20 protein-coding genes and 1 pseudogene are annotated in these 17,165 nt (G+C 32.4%); 13 read left to right on the top strand and 8 right to left on the bottom strand.

Translation table 11 applies throughout. The annotated features are described in order from the left end of the window. The first annotated feature begins 116 nt into the window (after positions 1-116). Both LIX58_RS09020 and dinB read left to right on the top strand, forming a co-directional pair. Positions 117-665 (top strand): DUF3267 domain-containing protein, encoded by a 549-nt coding sequence (locus LIX58_RS09020; protein ID WP_154838312.1) that lies wholly within the window; start codon positions 117-119, stop codon positions 663-665. Positions 666-785: 120 nt separating this feature from the next. After that, positions 786-1,851 (top strand): annotated as a pseudogene (gene dinB, locus LIX58_RS09025) (DNA polymerase IV). 51 nt (positions 1,852-1,902) lie between these two features. On the opposite strand, the gene LIX58_RS09030 reads toward dinB, so the two are convergent. Next, positions 1,903-2,457, bottom strand: a complete 555-nt coding sequence (locus LIX58_RS09030; RefSeq protein WP_126565864.1) for a 3'-5' exonuclease — start codon at positions 2,455-2,457, stop codon at positions 1,903-1,905. A 157-nt stretch (positions 2,458-2,614) separates the two neighbouring features. Next, entirely contained in the window at positions 2,615-3,115 is a 501-nt protein-coding gene (ftnA, locus tag LIX58_RS09035) for an H-type ferritin FtnA (RefSeq protein WP_126565863.1), read from the bottom strand. 190 nt (positions 3,116-3,305) lie between these two features. On the opposite strand from ftnA, the gene LIX58_RS09040 reads away from it, so the two are divergent. After that, complete coding sequence (locus LIX58_RS09040; protein WP_154838313.1) at positions 3,306-4,616, top strand: Mur ligase family protein; 1,311 nt, start codon at positions 3,306-3,308, stop codon at positions 4,614-4,616. 2 nt (positions 4,617-4,618) lie between these two features. Continuing rightward, positions 4,619-5,338: a type 1 glutamine amidotransferase gene (locus LIX58_RS09045; protein WP_154838314.1), complete on the top strand. Its 720-nt coding sequence runs from the start codon at positions 4,619-4,621 to the stop codon at positions 5,336-5,338. A gap of 98 nt (positions 5,339-5,436) precedes the next feature. On the opposite strand, the gene LIX58_RS09050 is transcribed toward LIX58_RS09045, so the two are convergent. Then, positions 5,437-6,450 (bottom strand): FUSC family protein, encoded by a 1,014-nt coding sequence (locus tag LIX58_RS09050; RefSeq protein ID WP_126565860.1) that lies wholly within the window; start codon positions 6,448-6,450, stop codon positions 5,437-5,439. A gap of 150 nt (positions 6,451-6,600) precedes the next feature. On the opposite strand from LIX58_RS09050, the gene map reads away from it, so the two are divergent. After that, positions 6,601-7,353, top strand: a complete 753-nt coding sequence (gene map, locus LIX58_RS09055) for a type I methionyl aminopeptidase (RefSeq protein ID WP_126565859.1) — start codon at positions 6,601-6,603, stop codon at positions 7,351-7,353. Positions 7,354-7,461: 108 nt separating this feature from the next. Here map and LIX58_RS09060 read toward each other — a convergent pair whose 3' ends face one another. Beyond that, positions 7,462-8,319, bottom strand: a complete 858-nt coding sequence (locus tag LIX58_RS09060; protein WP_126565858.1) for an SDR family oxidoreductase — start codon at positions 8,317-8,319, stop codon at positions 7,462-7,464. Positions 8,320-8,546: 227 nt separating this feature from the next. On the opposite strand from LIX58_RS09060, the gene LIX58_RS09065 reads away from it, so the two are divergent. The 4 genes from LIX58_RS09065 to vraR are packed head-to-tail and all read left to right on the top strand — an operon-like array spanning position 8,547 to position 11,325. After that, a complete protein-coding gene (locus LIX58_RS09065) occupies positions 8,547-8,933 on the top strand; it encodes a hypothetical protein (RefSeq protein ID WP_154838315.1) in 387 nt (128 codons plus the stop codon). Positions 8,934-8,961: 28 nt separating this feature from the next. Further along, positions 8,962-9,663, top strand: a complete 702-nt coding sequence (gene liaF, locus LIX58_RS09070) for a cell wall-active antibiotics response protein LiaF (protein ID WP_126565856.1) — start codon at positions 8,962-8,964, stop codon at positions 9,661-9,663. Beyond that, positions 9,660-10,706, top strand: a complete 1,047-nt coding sequence (locus LIX58_RS09075; protein WP_154838316.1) for a sensor histidine kinase — start codon at positions 9,660-9,662, stop codon at positions 10,704-10,706. Before liaF ends, LIX58_RS09075 begins: the two co-directional genes overlap by 4 nt. After that, entirely contained in the window at positions 10,696-11,325 is a 630-nt protein-coding gene (gene vraR / locus LIX58_RS09080) for a two-component system response regulator VraR (RefSeq protein WP_103328275.1), read from the top strand. Before LIX58_RS09075 ends, vraR begins: the two co-directional genes overlap by 11 nt. 52 nt (positions 11,326-11,377) lie before the next feature. Here the strand turns inward: vraR and LIX58_RS09085 are convergent, their stop codons facing one another. From LIX58_RS09085 to LIX58_RS09095, 3 genes are all read right to left on the bottom strand, one after another. Beyond that, positions 11,378-12,595 (bottom strand): YihY/virulence factor BrkB family protein, encoded by a 1,218-nt coding sequence (locus tag LIX58_RS09085; protein ID WP_154838317.1) that lies wholly within the window; start codon positions 12,593-12,595, stop codon positions 11,378-11,380. 94 nt (positions 12,596-12,689) lie between these two features. Continuing rightward, a complete protein-coding gene (locus tag LIX58_RS09090) occupies positions 12,690-12,974 on the bottom strand; it encodes a YtxH domain-containing protein (protein WP_135789026.1) in 285 nt (94 codons plus the stop codon). Between the two features lie 6 nt (positions 12,975-12,980). Further along, complete coding sequence (locus tag LIX58_RS09095; protein ID WP_154838318.1) at positions 12,981-13,445, bottom strand: low molecular weight protein-tyrosine-phosphatase; 465 nt, start codon at positions 13,443-13,445, stop codon at positions 12,981-12,983. A gap of 140 nt (positions 13,446-13,585) precedes the next feature. Between LIX58_RS09095 and LIX58_RS09100 the strand changes: the two genes are divergently transcribed. From LIX58_RS09100 to LIX58_RS09110, 3 genes are read left to right on the top strand one after another with little or no spacing between them, the layout of a single operon-like run. Beyond that, the gene (locus tag LIX58_RS09100) at positions 13,586-13,792 is read left to right on the top strand and encodes a DUF1128 domain-containing protein (RefSeq protein WP_126566349.1); all 207 of its coding nucleotides are present in this window, start codon (positions 13,586-13,588) and stop codon (positions 13,790-13,792) included. 13 nt (positions 13,793-13,805) lie between these two features. Next, positions 13,806-15,053: an aminopeptidase gene (locus LIX58_RS09105; RefSeq protein ID WP_226386264.1), complete on the top strand. Its 1,248-nt coding sequence runs from the start codon at positions 13,806-13,808 to the stop codon at positions 15,051-15,053. 38 nt (positions 15,054-15,091) lie between these two features. Beyond that, on the top strand, positions 15,092-15,625 hold the full coding sequence (locus LIX58_RS09110; RefSeq protein ID WP_126566344.1) for an acyl-CoA thioesterase: 534 nt from the start codon (positions 15,092-15,094) through the stop codon (positions 15,623-15,625). A 49-nt stretch (positions 15,626-15,674) separates the two neighbouring features. Here LIX58_RS09110 and yfkAB read toward each other — a convergent pair whose 3' ends face one another. Then, on the bottom strand, positions 15,675-16,814 hold the full coding sequence (gene yfkAB, locus LIX58_RS09115; RefSeq protein WP_186805209.1) for a radical SAM/CxCxxxxC motif protein YfkAB: 1,140 nt from the start codon (positions 16,812-16,814) through the stop codon (positions 15,675-15,677). A 157-nt stretch (positions 16,815-16,971) separates the two neighbouring features. Here yfkAB and LIX58_RS09120 point away from each other — a divergent pair, with 157 nt between their 5' ends. After that, entirely contained in the window at positions 16,972-17,133 is a 162-nt protein-coding gene (locus LIX58_RS09120) for an SE1561 family protein (RefSeq protein WP_103298568.1), read from the top strand. The last annotated feature ends 32 nt before the right edge of the window (positions 17,134-17,165 follow it).

Consider the following 17,165-nt stretch of genomic DNA (forward strand, 5'->3'; position numbering starts at 1 on the left):
GTTTGATTAATATTAAGAAAAGATTACAGAGTGTTTAATTTATAAAAAAATACTTTTTTTCTTTTATTTGTCCATGTATACTATGAATGAATTAAGAGGGATAGGGGGTCATAATTGTGCATAAAATCGATTTAAATCACAACCGATTAAACTTGTCGAAGTTTATTGCCATACAAATCGTCGTTATATTATTTGCAATTTTGCTAACTTATAAATGGGCTTTCTCATTTACTAGAGTGATTGAACAATCATTTTTAACTAATATTGTTTTTGGGATATTAGGCTTTGGTATCGTTCTAGGCATACATGAATTTATTCATCGTTTTTCTTTTTATGTTTTCTCAAAAGGGGAGAAACCTCATTTTAAATATAAAAAAGGAATTTTATTAATTCATATTTCGAAGAAGTACTTTAATAAATGGCAATTTTGTACAATTATGTTAGCCCCAGTAATTATGATTACTGCTGCATTAATGGTTTTATTTAGTTTTTATTCTTACTCATCGATTATCTTCATTTTAAGTATACATATAGCTTATTGTTTACTTGATATATATTTAGTCGGTATCGTGGTAATTAATAAATTCAAATATGTTCAGACTACTGATGAAGGTTTATTTATGTATCACTATCAACCATTCCAAGCTCAGAATGATTACGAGTAATATAAGTTAAGTCTCCATACAATCGTACTATGCACATCTCATGAGTTTTACTCATAGACGCAGTATAATTGTATCGAGGCTTTTTTTATTTTTTATTTTTCGGAAAAGGGGGGGACATATATGGCAGAAAGACGTATTGTACATATTGATATGGATTGTTTTTACGCACAAGTAGAAATGAGAGATAATCCTAAGTTACGTGGAAAACCTGTAATTGTAGGAGGTAAAGCAAGCAACCGTGGTGTAGTGTCAACAGCGTCTTATGAGGCACGTAAATATGGGGTTCATTCTGCCATGCCAATGTCTCAAGCACATAAATTATGTCCTAATGGTTACTATGTTAGAGCACGTTTTGATGCTTATCGTGAAGCTTCTGGAGTAATTATGGGTATTTTTAAAAGCTATACAGATATAGTTGAACCACTTGCTTTAGATGAAGCGTATTTAGATATTACTCATTTAGTAAGACCGGATATGCCAGCTTCTAAAATTGCTGCCTTTATTCGTCGAGATATTTTCGAAAAAACGGGGTTAACCTCTTCGGCGGGTGTCTCATATAACAAGTATTTAGCTAAATTGGCCAGTGGGATGAATAAGCCCAATGGCATGATGGTTATAGATTATAATAATGTGCATGACATTCTTATGAATTTAGATATAGGAGAGTTTCCCGGTGTCGGTAAAGCGTCTAAAAAGATTATGCATGAACATGAAATTTATACTGGAAAAGATTTATATGAGAAATCAGAATTTGAATTAATTCGTTGGTTTGGTAAAAAAGGAAGAGGTTTATACAATAAAGCGAGAGGCATCGATGACAGTGAAGTTAAAGCGACGCGTATTCGTAAATCTGTAGGTACGGAGCGTACCTTCTCGACCGACATGAATGATGATGATGAGATAGAAAGTGTGGGAGTTATCAAGTAAGACGGCAGAACGCTTAGCTAAACTGCAAAAATCTGGCAGTACTGTGACTGTAAAAATTAAGACACATAAATATGAAACATTCTCCAAACAACGCAGTTTAAGAGAAATGGTAAGTAGTGAGACAGATATTTATAATGTGGCATATGATTTGTATAATGAATTAAAAGATCCAGACGTACCTATTCGCCTAATAGGCGTAACAGTTGGAAATTTAGAACAAGCCACCTATCAAAATATGACTATATATGATTTTATTTAGAAGATAAAGGTTTATCATTTGATAAGGCTAGTTTAACCATAGTCTTTGATATTAACCTTTATCTTTTAAATTTTTTCCGTAAATTTGTAACATGCTATCAAGATTATCATAGTGTTTTAACAATCTAAACGTAATCATGGCACATGCTTTAGCATCATTTAATGCATCATGATGCCCGTGGAAATCCAATTTATAATGGTTCATTAAATGCTTTAGGCCATAGCGATAAGCACTAATTGTACGTTTAGCCAATTGATAAGAACAGAAGTACATTAAAGAAGGGGTCTCAATATTTAATTGCTTTAAACTTTGATGTAACACATTCATATCAAATGTTGCATTATGAGCAACAACAGGAAGCTTATCAATAAATTGCAACATATAAGGATATACATATGCAAAGCTAGGTGCATTTTCTACATCTTGAGGCTTTATACCATGAACGGCAATATTGGTTTTTGAAAAGTAATCAAAGGGATTTACCAGTGTATAGAAGGATTCTACGATTTCATTATCAACCACTTTCACCATACCCACTGAACAAATACTAGTGCGCTTACCATTAGCTGTTTCAAAATCAAGTGCTACGAATGAATTACTAGGCATATACATTTCCTTTCTTTATTTAAAGATGTTGTTAGTTTAGCTTAATATCGTTAAAAATAACAGAAAGTTGCATAAAGAATAACCCGTATTACTCCAAAGTGTGGGGGAGAGTAATACGGGTTAAATTTATACATTAATTTTGAAATGAATGTTAAACTTATTCTTCATCAAATGAACGAGATGCAAGTTCTTTTTCATATAAATATAATGTGTTGCAATCGTCACCGATACGAGTTAAGTAATCGATGTGAGTTTCAAAGGTAGATTCTTCTTCTACTTGTTCATCTAAGAACCAATTTAAGAATGAAATTGTAGCATAGTCTTTATCTTTTTGAGCAATTTCAGATAAATTGTAGAAACGACGTGTTACGTCTTGTTCTTGAGCTAAGCCGTCTTTGAATGTTTCTAAGATAGAATTGAAATCAGTTTTTGGCGCAGGAATTGCTCTAAATTCTGCACGTTCTCCACGATCATTGATATAGTCATAGATTTTTTTACCGTGGAAACGTTCTTCTTTAGCTTGTTGAATATAGAAGTTAGCAAATCCTTCGTATGATTTATCATCACAATAAGCTGCCATTGCCATATATGCATGTGCTGCGAAATACTCGTGATTCATTTGGTCGTTTAATGCTTCTAATAAATCTTTACTTAACATAAATAAGTCACCTCAAATATAAAATTTATCTTCTCTGTTTGTTCTTTTTGAGTATAACAAATTTATTCTCATTAGTAAATAATAATTATTATAATCTAGAGTGTATAATATCATTTCTAATTGAGAATGTTTTTTGTTATACCCGTAACGTGTTATAATTATGCGAGTGAATTAAACAAGGAGGAAGCTCATGAGACAATGGACTGCAACCCACTTAGCTAAATTGGCCCGTAGAGCGAGTATCGCAGCTGGTAAAAAGGGTACTGACTTACCAGGTCAAATTGCACGTATAGTGGATCAAAATATATTACGTAAATTAGCCGCACAAGTAGATGATATCGTATTCGTAAGTGGTACGAATGGAAAGACTACTACTTCTAACTTAATAGGTCATACTTTAAAAGCGAATAATATCGATATTATTCATAATAATGAAGGTGCAAACATGGCGGCTGGTATTACGTCCGCATTTATTATGCAATCAACTAAAAATACAAAAGTAGCGGTAATTGAAATTGATGAAGGTTCTATTCCGCGTGTGTTAAAAGAAGTTACACCAACTATGATGATTTTTACCAACTTTTTCCGAGATCAAATGGACCGTTTCGGTGAAATTGATATTATGGTTAATAATATTGCGAAATCAATCAGTAATAAAGGAATTAAGTTATTACTTAATGCAGATGATCCATTTGTGAGTCGTCTTAAAATCGCAAGTGATACGATTGTTTATTACGGCATGAAAGCACATGCCCATGAATTTGAACAAAGTACAATGAATGAAAGTAAATACTGTCCTAACTGTGGAAGATTATTAGAATATGACTACATACATTACAATCAAATTGGGCATTACCATTGTACATGTGGTTTCAAACGTGAAACGCCTAAATATGAAGTCAACACATTTAACGTATCACCATTCTTAAAATTAAATATTAACGATACACAGTTCGATATGAAGATTGCTGGGGACTTCAACGCTTTCAATGCTATCGCCGCTTATTCAGTATTAAGAGAGTTAGGACTTAATGACGAGTCCATTCGCAAAGGTTTTGAAACTTACACTTCTGATAATGGACGTATGCAGTATTTTAAACTAAATGAGAAAGAGGCAATGATTAACTTAGCTAAGAACCCTGCAGGTATGAATGCAAGTTTATCAGTAGGCGAGCAACTAGAAGGTAAGAAAGTCTATGTTATTAGTCTAAATGATAATGCAGCGGATGGTCGCGATACATCATGGATTTATGACGCTGATTTTGAAAAGTTAAGCGAACAAGATATTGAAGCGATTATAGTGACAGGTACACGTGCAGAGGAGTTACAATTACGTTTGAAATTAGCTGAAGTTACAGTGCCTATAGTGCTTGAAAAGGATATTTATAAAGCAACAGCATTAACAATGAATTATAGTGGCTTCACTGTAGCTATTCCAAACTATACGTCATTATCACCAATGCTTGAACAACTTAATCGTTCATTTGTAGGAGGGCAATAAATATGAATGAATTAACAGTCTATCACTTTATGTCAGACAAATTGAATTTATATAGTGACATCGGGAATATTATCGCCCTTAAGCAACGTGCTAAAAAACGTAATATCAAATTAAATGTTGTAGAAGTTAATGAAACAGAAGGTGTCACTCTAGATAATTGTGATATCTTCTTTATCGGTGGCGGAAGCGATAGAGAACAAAGTATCGCTACAAAAGAATTAAGTAAGATTAAAACAAAATTAAAAGAAGCGATTGAAGATGGTATGCCAGGCTTAACGATTTGTGGCGGTTACCAGTTCTTAGGTACAAAATATATTACTCCAGATGGCACTGAGTTAGAAGGTTTAGGAATCTTAGACTTTTATACGGAATCACGTACAGATCGTTTAACTGGAGATATTGTGATTGAAAGCGATACGTTTGGCACAATTGTCGGCTTTGAAAATCATGGCGGTCGTACGCATCATAACTTTGGTACATTAGGTCAGGTTAAAGTGGGTTATGGTAATAATGATACCGATAAACGTGAAGGTATTCATTATAAAAACTTATTAGGTACGTATTTACACGGACCAATTTTACCTAAAAATCATGAGTTAACAGATTACTTATTAGAAAAAGCATGTGAGCGTAAAGGTATACCTTTTGAACCAAGACATCTTGATAACACTGAAGAAGAAGCTGCTAAACGTGTCATTATCGAACGTTCAGCTAAAAATTAAATATAAATAAATAGGCTAAGACATTTCAAAATGTCTTAGCCTTAATTTGTATTTTGACAGTAGCTACTCAATTAGTCGGAGTAGGACAAAGAAATTTTTTAATTTCTGTCGTGCTCCTGTCTTTCTTTATCTTCAAAGCGAGTATCAAGTATTTTATAAATTAATAAAATTTCATAGATAAGATGACTTTTAATTTGATTTTGGTCAAACTCTTCAAGTAGTTTAACAGATGATTTTAATGTTGAAGCGGCTTCTTTTTGACGAATAAATTCATCATTTAATGGAATCTTATTAATACTATTACTAATTTTGATAATAGCCATTTTTTCATCAGCAGTAAATTTAAGATGAATATTTTTAGGCAAGTAGATAATATTAGAAAGATGGGTAGCAAATAAACGGTCGCTGTACGCACGATTAGAAATATTTTTTAATCGTTTCCATTCGTTCTCTTTATTTTTATGGTATCTTAACTCGTCTCGTTGGTATCCAATTAGCGTTTCTGTTTTAGTATTAAGACCTGCTAATTTATCAAGTAAATCATTGCTTTCATCTGATTGGAATTTACCTAATAGTAATTCCTGACATCTAATCGCAAATAATTTATACATCTTATGTTCTATAACCGATAAATTATCTTCTATTTGTTGATAATATTTTGGAGGTAAAATGATGAAGTTAACTAACCCTGCAGTTACTAATCCAATTAAGGCAGTTAATAACCTTGAAAAGAAATTAAAGTAGTAGGCGTGATGAATACCAGGTATCATCGCCATAGCAGTCAATACCGCTACGGTTGTACCCACTTGTAAGTTTAATTTAGTACACAGCATAATTGTAAATACTGCAGCGAATGTATATGATAAAGGAGATGTATCTCCAAATATGTATGTAAATATAACTGCAAATAACGCCCCAATTACTGTAGCGGGTAATCTACGGTAACCCTTTTTCAACGAAGCTTTAGCAGTAGGTTCAATCGTAACAATTGCAGTGAGTATTGCGAAGATAGGAGTTAGATTAAGCATTAAACAAAATAGGGAGGTCAGAAAGGTCGCTAACCCTGTTTTAATTGTTCTAGCTCCAATAATGTGCTTATACCATTTGTTCATGAATCTATAAATCCTCTCGTTGACCGAAAATAATCCTGTATATCTATATTTAAAAATAATAATTATTAACGTTTTGTTTATCATATTTAGTATATCAAAAAAATTTTGGTATAATAAGATGTAACAACAATTAAAAAGGAACGGGATAATATGATTGTAAAAACAGATGAAGAATTACAAGCCTTAAAGGAAATAGGTTATATTTGTGCTAAAGTTAGAGACACAATGCAAGAGGCGACTAAACCTGGTATCACAACTAAAGAATTAGATAACATTGCTAAAGAGTTATTTGAAGAACATGGTGCCATCTCAGCACCAATTCATGATGAGAACTTCCCAGGTCAAACTTGTATCAGTGTGAATGAAGAAGTTGCACATGGTATTCCTGGCAAACGTATCATCCGTGAAGGTGACTTAGTTAATATTGATGTTTCTGCTTTGAAGAATGGCTACTACGCTGATACAGGCATCTCATTTGTAGTAGGAGAAGCGGATAATCCATTAAAACAAAAAGTTTGTGATGTAGCTATTATGGCTTTTGAAAATGCAATGTCTAAAATTAAACCAGGCACTAAATTAAGTAATATTGGTAAAGCAGTTCATGCAACAGCCCGCCAAAATGATTTAACTGTTATTAAAAACTTAACAGGCCATGGTGTAGGCCAATCATTACATGAAGCGCCTAACCATGTTATGAACTACTACGATCCTAAAGATAAAACACTTTTAAAAGAAGGTGTGGTAATTGCAGTAGAACCATTTATTTCTTCTAAAGCAACGTTTGTAACAGAAGGTAAAAATGAATGGGCGTTTGAAACAAAGGATAAAAGTTTTGTTGCACAAATTGAACATACAGTTATCGTTACCAAAGATGGTCCAATCTTAACAACGAAAATTGATTAAAAGCTTAAACTAATGTAGTAGAATTAATATGAAACAATAGCCCTTAATAGAGTTTAAATTACTCTATTAAGGGCTTTAATTATAGAAAAACTTAATTTTAAAATTTATTTATTTGCCTAGTAATTTTTTAACTTGAGCTTGTAGCAATTTTCCAGTTGGGTCCGCTTCCGTTTTTAAACGTGTGAAGTCTTCAGACCAAGCCGATGTACGGACTCTAACAGGTGGCTCTTCCATCTCAATTGTATCAATAATAACTTGAGCTACTTCAGCCGATGTTTGAGAAGCGCCAGGGCCATAATTTTCCTTTAAACCACCCATATAAGATTGGAATAGTGGAAGATATTCATCCTCTTGAATACCGCCTGTTGATTCAAGATGTGCCATTAAGTTGTTTGTAAATTCGGATTGAATACCTCCAGGTTCGATGACACTAAACTTCACGTTAAATTCAGGCTGGATATAGCTAGCTAATGCTTCAGTATAGCCTTCAACACCAAATTTAGTTGCGCAATAAATTTCATTGAAAGGTTGGCCAACTAAACCACCCACTGATGAGATGTTAACGATATGCCCTTGACGATGTGTTCTCATAGTAGGTAGGATCGCTTTAGTCATACGCATCACGCCCATTAAATTTAAATTGACTTGCCACATCATTTCTTCATCCGTCGCATGTTCAGTCGTACGTGCAAAGCCCGCACCAGCATTATTGATAAGCACATTGATTGTGTCCTCATCTTCTAAAATAGCATTGACTGTAGTTTCAATACTATCGACTTTAGTGACATCTAATTCTTTAATAATTATATTTAAATTTTTATCTTTAGCTGCTTGTTTTAACGTGTCTTGTTTATCTAAATTGCGCATCGTCGCATATACTTTATATCCCTTTTCAGCTAATAATAAAGCCGTTTCGAAACCTAAACCTGATGAAGCTCCAGTAATTAAAGCAACTTTATAATTCATTTCATAATCTCCTTTAGCTTAATGTGAAACTAGTATTCACTATAACCAATTGTAAGTCAATTAATCTTTCTTTTAAGGAAAAAGTATATTAATTAAACAGCAATATTATTAAAAAAGGCTAATCGATGTATTAGTCCTTAAGTATGAGATAAAGATGGTTCCTAAGCCTATATTAAGTCATAGTTAAAAGTATTATAATTATGCTTAATCAGGAACGAGGTGGTTCTATGAATTATATAGATTTATATGTACAACATTTTCTAAAGATAATAATTAAACAGAACATCAATGAGTACCGCGCAGCATTAGATAATAAATTAAATAGTATTGAAAGATATATTGCTTATTTAAAAACAAAGAAGCTGCAAATGAATAAGTTAATTGACAGTTTAACAGCAACATTAGAAAATAAGTATATTGATGTAGCAAATATGTATAATATTAAAAATGCTCAAGAAATTAACAATTGTGAAATTGAAAGTCTAAAAAGCCAATTAGATATGTTTGAAGCATATTGCGCTAGAATTGAAGCGGACATTCATCGTTGTGCAAGAGAACGCATAACAACAAAAGGGCAATGTGATATTATTGAGCAAATCAGTATCATAGCTTAAAAATTTTAAATAGATAGGGGGCGACAGATTGACTCGTAAGTATATATCAACAGAATTATTAATTATTTTTACTGCTTTAATGATTATAGCGAACTTTTATTATATCTTTTTCGAGAAGATAGGCTACCTATTTATACTGTTATTAGGATGTATATTAGTTTATGTTGGATACCTTTACTTTCATAAAGTAAGGGGTCTCTTAGCGTTCTGGATAGGTATTCTTCTTATCGCTTTTACCTTGTTGTCAAATAAGTATACTATTATTATTTTGTTTATTTTCTTAGTCATTGTTATTATTAGATACTTAATATTCAAATTTAAGCCTTTAGAAATAGTGGCTTCTGAAGAGGAAGTAACGTCTCCTCAATTCATTAAACAGAAATGGTTTGGCGAACAACGTACGCCTGTTTACGTGTATAAGTGGGAAGACGTACAAATTCAACATGGTGTAGGAGATATTCACATTGATATGACGAAAGCGGCTAATATCAAAGAGAATAATACGATTGTAGTTAGACATGTGTTAGGAAAAGTTCAACTTATTGTGCCTACAAATTACAATATTAATTTACACATGGCTGCTTTTTATGGCACAGCTTATTTAAACGGCCAATCATATAAAGTGGAGAATAATCATATTCAAGTTGAAGAAAAACCTAAAGAAGAAAACTATAATGTAAATATTTATATTTCAACATTTATAGGTGATGTTGAGGTGGTTTATAGATGAATCACTACTTAAGAGCTATTGGTTCCATGTTAATCCTCGTGTATAGCATGTTAACCGCGTTCTTATTTATAGATAAAGTATTCGTAAACATTATTTATTTCCAAGGGATGTTTTATACCCAAATCTTCGGCATACCTGTATTCTTATTTTTAAACTTAATCATTATTTTATTATGCATTATTGTTGGTTCTGTTTTAGCTTATAAGATTAACCAACAAAATCATTGGATTAAAAATCAAATTGAACATGCTATCGAGGGTGAAACGGTAGGTATCAATGACCAAAATATTGAACTTTATAACGAAACCATTGATATTTATCAAACGCTTGTACCATTAAATCAAGAATTACATCGTTTAAGAATTAAAACGCAAAATTTAACCAATGAAAATTATAATATGAATGATGTCAAAGTGAAAAAGATTATTGAAGACGAGCGTCAACGTTTAGCGCGTGAATTACACGACTCTGTAAGTCAACAACTTTTCGCAGCTAGCATGATGCTCTCAGCTATCAAAGAAACGAAATTAGAGCCACCACTAGATCAACAAATACCAGTACTTGAAAAAATGGTCCAAGAATCTCAATTAGAAATGCGAGCACTTTTATTACATCTTCGCCCAATTGGTCTCAAAGATAAGTCATTAGGTGAAGGTATTAAAGACTTAGTCATTGATTTACAGAAGAAAGTGCCTATGAAAGTGATTCATGATATTGAAGACTTTGAAGTACCTAAAGGGATTGAAGATCATTTGTTTAGAATTACGCAAGAAGCTATTTCTAATACGTTGCGCCATTCAAACGGTACGAAAGTAACGGTTGAATTATTCAATAAAGAAGATTATTTATTATTGCGTATTCAAGATAATGGAAAAGGCTTTAATGTTGATGAAAAGCTTGAACAAAGCTATGGTTTAAAAAATATGCGAGAACGTGCGTTAGAAATTGGAGCGACTTTCCATATTGTTTCCTTACCAGATGCAGGAACAAGAATAGAAGTGAAAGCACCATTACATAAGGAGGATGATTTGTATGGCGATTAAAGTACTATTTGTGGATGACCACGAAATGGTTCGAATTGGGATTTCTAGTTATTTATCAACTCAAGAAGATATTGAAGTCGTGGGAGAAGGCGCATCAGGAAAAGAAGCTATTGCTAAAGCACACGAATTACAACCAGACTTAATCTTAATGGATTTACTTATGGATGATATGGATGGTGTTGAAGCTACGACTCAAATTAAGAAAGATTTACCTCATATAAAAGTAGTAATGCTTACAAGCTTTATTGAAGACAAAGAAGTATATAGAGCCTTAGATGCTGGCGTAGATAGTTATATATTAAAAACAACAAGCGCAAGCGATATAGCTGAAGCTGTACGTAAAACATATCACGGTGAATCTGTATTTGAGCCAGAAGTATTGGTTAAAATGCGCAATAGAATGAAAAAAAGAGCAGAATTATATGAAATGCTAACTGAACGTGAAATGGAAATATTATTATTAATTGCAAAAGGGTATTCGAACCAAGAAATTGCTAGTGCGTCTCATATTACAATTAAAACGGTTAAAACCCATGTAAGTAATATCTTAAGTAAATTAGAAGTACAAGATAGAACTCAAGCTGTAATTTATGCTTTCCAACACAATTTAATTCAATAACGAATCAATAAAGGACAAGACGGAAAAACGTCTTGTCCTTTATTCTTACTTATTATTTATTTTTCTTATCATCATCATCATCGTTACTGAATTTATCTTTAATTTTATCAGTAAGTGATTCTTTTTCTTTTGTTTTATTATCAGGATCTTTGTCTACTTTATAATCCTCATCTTGTCCAGGTGGTGTTTGTTTATATTCATATGTTGTATCTTCATTGTAATGATTTTGGTTATTATCATCGTGTTTTAATGCTGCTTCTTCTGGTGATAATCCTTGAATGACTTTTCTTTGATGGATGATAGCATTAATCTCTGCACCTATTAGAATAATAAAACTAGTTAAATAAATCCAAATTAATAAAATGATAATACCTGCGATACTACCATAAGTTTTAGAATAGTTACCAAAGTTTGAAATATAGAAACCAAATGCAAATGAACCAATTAACCAAATCACTGATGTGAAGATTGCACCTGGTAAAACTGATTTTAACTTTGTTTTAACATTTGGTGCTACTGAATAAAGAATAGTGAATAAAATTAAAATAATAATTAATGGTAGAACGACTTGAACTAAATTAAATATCCATTTAACTTCATCATCTAAGCCTAACGGACCAAATAGGAAATGAGCGATTACTGAACCCATAGTTGGCAATGTCATCGCTGCTAAAAATACAACGCCTAAAACAACAGTGAATACGACACTTAATATTTTTAATACAATACCGTTTCGATTATCCTCAACGTCATAAGCCACATTGAAAGAATTCATAATTGCTGTCATACCATTAGACGCTGACCAAATTGCTAAAATCAAACCAATAGATAGTAAGCCACCACTTGAGTTTTTAGTAACATCAGTAATAACGCCTTTAATTAACGATGAAGTTTCTGCTGGCGCATTACTTAATAAATCAGTGATTTGTTTTTGATCTAAATTAAATAATGGTAAAAGTGTTAATAAAAAGATGAGCATAGGGAACATAGCTAATACAAAATGATAAGTCATTTGAGCAGCTAGTCCAGCGGCATCATCTTTTCCAATACGATAAATTAAATATGAGAAAAAGTTAGAATCCTTAGTGTATTTCGCAGGCTTATTGAGTCTAGATACGAAAAACACTTGGTTATCTTTTTTAGGTTCCTTAGATTGAAATTCTTGAGGTTCTACATATGTACGATCAACCTTAATCTTATCTTTCTTCTCATTCTCTTTATCTTTAATAGAATTAAGATAATTAGAATTTGATTGATTTTGTTTTGACATAACAATCTCCTTTGTACAATTAACAATAATTATTTCTTTTAAAATTAAAGGCAAAATTTCTTTAGTAAAAAGGAATTTTGCCTTTAAATATCAATTATTTGCCGATACGATTATTTTTACGATTTACAAAGGTATCTTTAGCATCTCTAATTGATCTTTCTAACTCTGGATTATTACGGCGAATTTCTTCGATTGTATCTTTCCAGTACATAACTTCATCTTTAATAGAACTGATTTTAGATGGTTTACGAGAACGATTACCGTTTTTAACATCTTTAGCAGATTGTACTAATGAGTTACGAGTTGATTTATCAGCTAATGTAGCAGCACCGCCAACAATAGCACCAATAATAATACCAGGAATTAATTTGTTTTCCATTTTAAGTTACCCCTCTTTCATGTTTGCATCTTTAATGATGAAATCTATTAGATTGTCACAAGATGATTGTACCATTTCATACACGCCTTCGAAATTATTTGTGTAATATGGATCTGGTACATCACTCTCTTCCATGTTACTAAATTCAAGCAATTTGAACAATTGTCCTTTAAGATTAGGATTAATTGATTTGATATTATCTACATTACTTTGATCCATTGCAATGATGTAATCAAAGTCATCATTAGGTTCAAAAAGCTCACTTATCATACCATCGAAGGGCACATTATGACGTTTTAGAATATCTTGGGTACCCTCATGAGGAGGTTCACCTAAATTCCAACGACCTGTACCTCTTGAATGAACAGTTATTCCAGAAATACCGCGATCTTTTAAACGCTGACGCATAATTGCTTCAGCCATTGGAGAACGACAAATATTTCCTAGACAGGCAAAAGCTACATCTATCAATATACATACCTCCAAACTATAATATAAAACCATTTTATATTTAATTTAAACATTTAGAAAGTAATAAATTTGTCAAATTCTATAAAAGTTTATTAAATATTCATACTTTGATAGAATGTTGAAATAAAGAGGTGAAGAATATGGCACAAAGTAATGAAGAAATGATTAAAGATATTAGAAAGAAATTAAACATAGTTAATCAAGGTTTATTAAATCCGGATAAATTTAAAGAAGCAAATAATGAAGATATTGAAGAAATTCATAGTTTTGTGATGTCTAAAGAGTCATTTTCACCAAGCGAAGTCACAGCGATAGCAGATGAATTAGGCAATTTACGTCAAGACTAAGGAGGAAGTTCAAATGGCAACATTGAGTTATGAAGAGAAATTACAACAATATGCAGAATTATTAGTAAAAGTAGGGATGAATGTTCAACCTAAACAACCTGTTTTTATTAGATCATCTGTAGATGCAATAGAGCTAACGCGCTTAATTGTTGAAGAATCTTATAAAGCGGGCGCATCAGATGTCAGAGTGGTTTATGGAGACCCTACATTAAGTCGATTAAAATTTGAATATGAGTCTGTAGAAACTTTTGAAAATTCTCCAGTAAAATCATATGATGTTGAAGAACGCATGGATTATGCAAATCGAGGTGCTGCTAATTTAGCGTTACTTACTGAAGATCCTGATTTATTAAATGGTATAGATTCTAAAAAATTAAAAGCGTCTCAAATGAAATATGCTAAAGCATTTAAAGGTTATATGGAAGGTAGCCAGAAAAATAAATTCCCTTGGGTAGTTGCTGCATTTCCTTCTAAAGCATGGGCTAAACGCGTTTATCCAGAGCTTTCAGAAGAGGAAGCATTTAATAAATTTGTAGACGAAGTATTTGATATCGTGCGTATCGACGGCAATAATCCAGTTGAAAATTGGAAAAAGCATGTGGAGAATTTAAGCGTTCATGCGAATAAATTACAAGAGAAAAATTATAAAGCATTACATTATCTTTCTGAAGGTACAGATTTAGTAGTAGGCTTACCAGAAGGACATATTTGGGAAGACGCTACAAGTTATGTTAATGGAGATCAACAACCTTTCATTGCGAACATTCCTACTGAAGAAGTATTCACAGCACCAGACCGCAATAACGTAAATGGTTATGTAACGAATAAGCTTCCATTAAGTTACAATGGCACTATTATCGATGGTTTTACATTAACGTTCAAAGATGGCGTTATCGTTGATTATAAAGCTGAACAAGGTGAAGACGTATTAAGAGACTTAATTGATACAGATGAGGGCTCTAAACGATTAGGTGAAGTAGCACTTGTGCCAGACGATTCACCTATTTCTAACCGTAATACTATTTTCTACAATACTTTATTTGATGAGAACGCATCATGCCATTTAGCTATTGGCTCAGCTTACGGTTTCAACGTTAAAGGTGGCACTGAAATGACTACTGAAGAGAAGATTGCTAGTGGTTTGAATGATTCAAATACGCATGTAGATTTTATGATAGGTAGTTCTGATTTAACTATATACGGCATACTTCATGACGGCAGTAAAGAATTAGTTTTTGAAAACGGGAATTGGGCTCAATAACATAGTAAAAGATAGAATATATAAAAGGGGTAGTCAGAATGTCACAAAAGCAAGTTGAGAAAAAATCAATGTCTGAGTCAAAAAGTGTTAAAGCCAAACAAGTCTTTCCACAAGATACCAACCATCATCATACAATGTTTGGCGGTTCTTTAATGGCTAATATAGATGAAATTGCTGCTATTACTGCAATGAAACATGCGAATGCCCAAGTAGTAACAGCATCTACAGATTCAGTCGATTTCTTAAGACCGATTAAAACAGGTGATATTACTTCATATGAAGCAATGGTAAGTTATGCGGGTACAAGTTCAATGGAAGTCTGTGTTCAAATTATCATTGAAGACGTATTAAATAAAGAAAGACACTTAGCTGCATTAAGTTTTTTAACATTTGTAGCATTAGATGATGACGGCAAACCTGTGCAAGTACCTAAGGTTTATCCAGAAACGAAAGTGGAGAAATGGTTCTACGAAAGCGCACCTAAACGTGTTCAACGTAGAAAAGATAGACGTGAAGAAAGTAAAAGCACTTTAGATTTTCTATCAAATGCACAAAATATCGAAGAAGTATAAATTTAGAAGCGGCTGGAATGTTAGTTAAGTTCCAACCGCTTCTTTTAATCTAATTAAATATATGTTCGCTATGCATAGCAATTTCGTTTTGTTTGAAATCCGTATTTGGATAATACATATTTTTGACTAACACATTTGGTCCTAAACATTGGAACGCTTCACAGTGACAGTTTAAAGATTTCGCTAAATCACTATCTAACCAAGTATTAAACACATCTGTTAACTTATCACGTTTTATATTAGAAATCGTTCCATTTTCATCACCGAAGTCTGTAACAATCACATCACCACTAAATACATTCACGTTTAAACGGCTACGACCATCAGGGTCATTTCGCATAGTAACGTTTTTAGCATCTCTTAAACGTTGTAATAACGCTTGATCATTCTCATCATTGATACATGGGTAAATCGGTAATGTACCAAATAACATCCAAACATCTTCATCACGAATATCTAATAAATGATGAATAGCTGATTTCATTTCTTTAAGCGACAACACGTTAAGTTGACTCGCAAAGTCAGCAGGATACATAGGATGAACTTCATGTCTGCTACATTTCATATCATTCACAATTTCATTATGTATCTTATCTAAATAAGGTAAAGTGCTTTGATTTAACATTGTTTCAGCTGATACAAACATCCCTTGCTCAGATAAAGTGCTCGCATTGTCTAACATTTGTTCATATAATTTTAATTTCGCCTTCAATGGAGGTTGTTTCTTCATTGCGCCGAAACCAACATCAGTAAATTCTTGAATCGTACCCCAGTTATGAGAAATATGCATTACATCAATATATTCAGCAATATCTAAATAACGATCTTGAGGAAGTGTTAAATTAGAATTCATTTGTACATAAATACCGCGATTTTGCGCATATTTTAAAAGTGGCTTCACAACGTTTTTAATAGATTTCTTAGAAAACATTGGCTCGCCACCAGTAATAGACATTGTACGTAAATGAGGGATTTCATCTAAACGTCTATAAATTAAATCCATAGGTAGAGGGTCTGGATCTTTGGTTTGTAATGTGTAACCTACAGCACAATGGCTACAACGCATATTACATAAATTAGTGGTAGTAAATTCAATATTACTTAAAGTTAAGTTCCCATGTTCTTCGATATCATTATAAGCTTCCCACGGATCATTTGTTATCGAAATGGGTTTTTTACTATTTGTCATCAACATTTTTATTACTCCTAAACTTATAAATTCCTTTCTCCGTTGCTAAAAAGTACAGTAAACATTATTAAGATTATATCCCTTTTTGTCAAATTCTGTTAGGATAAAACTAACGTAATAGTTAAATAAAATCATTTTTAAAGGAGCGTTCATTTTAATGGATGAAAAACAAACTATTGACCAAATTAAAAGTCGTTTATCAAAATTTCTAGAGGATATCGATCATGTTAATCCAGATGAAGTCAGTGTAGAAGATATTGATGAGTGGATTGGATTACTAGATCAGTTAGAAGAGAAAGTAAAACAAGTCTCTAAATAAATTTTATGTTTAAAGCATCTTAAACTTGTCTA

The sequence above is a fragment of the Staphylococcus sp. Marseille-Q1834 genome, assembly GCF_916858875.1.
In the GTDB taxonomy this organism is placed as follows: domain Bacteria; phylum Bacillota; class Bacilli; order Staphylococcales; family Staphylococcaceae; genus Staphylococcus; species Staphylococcus pragensis.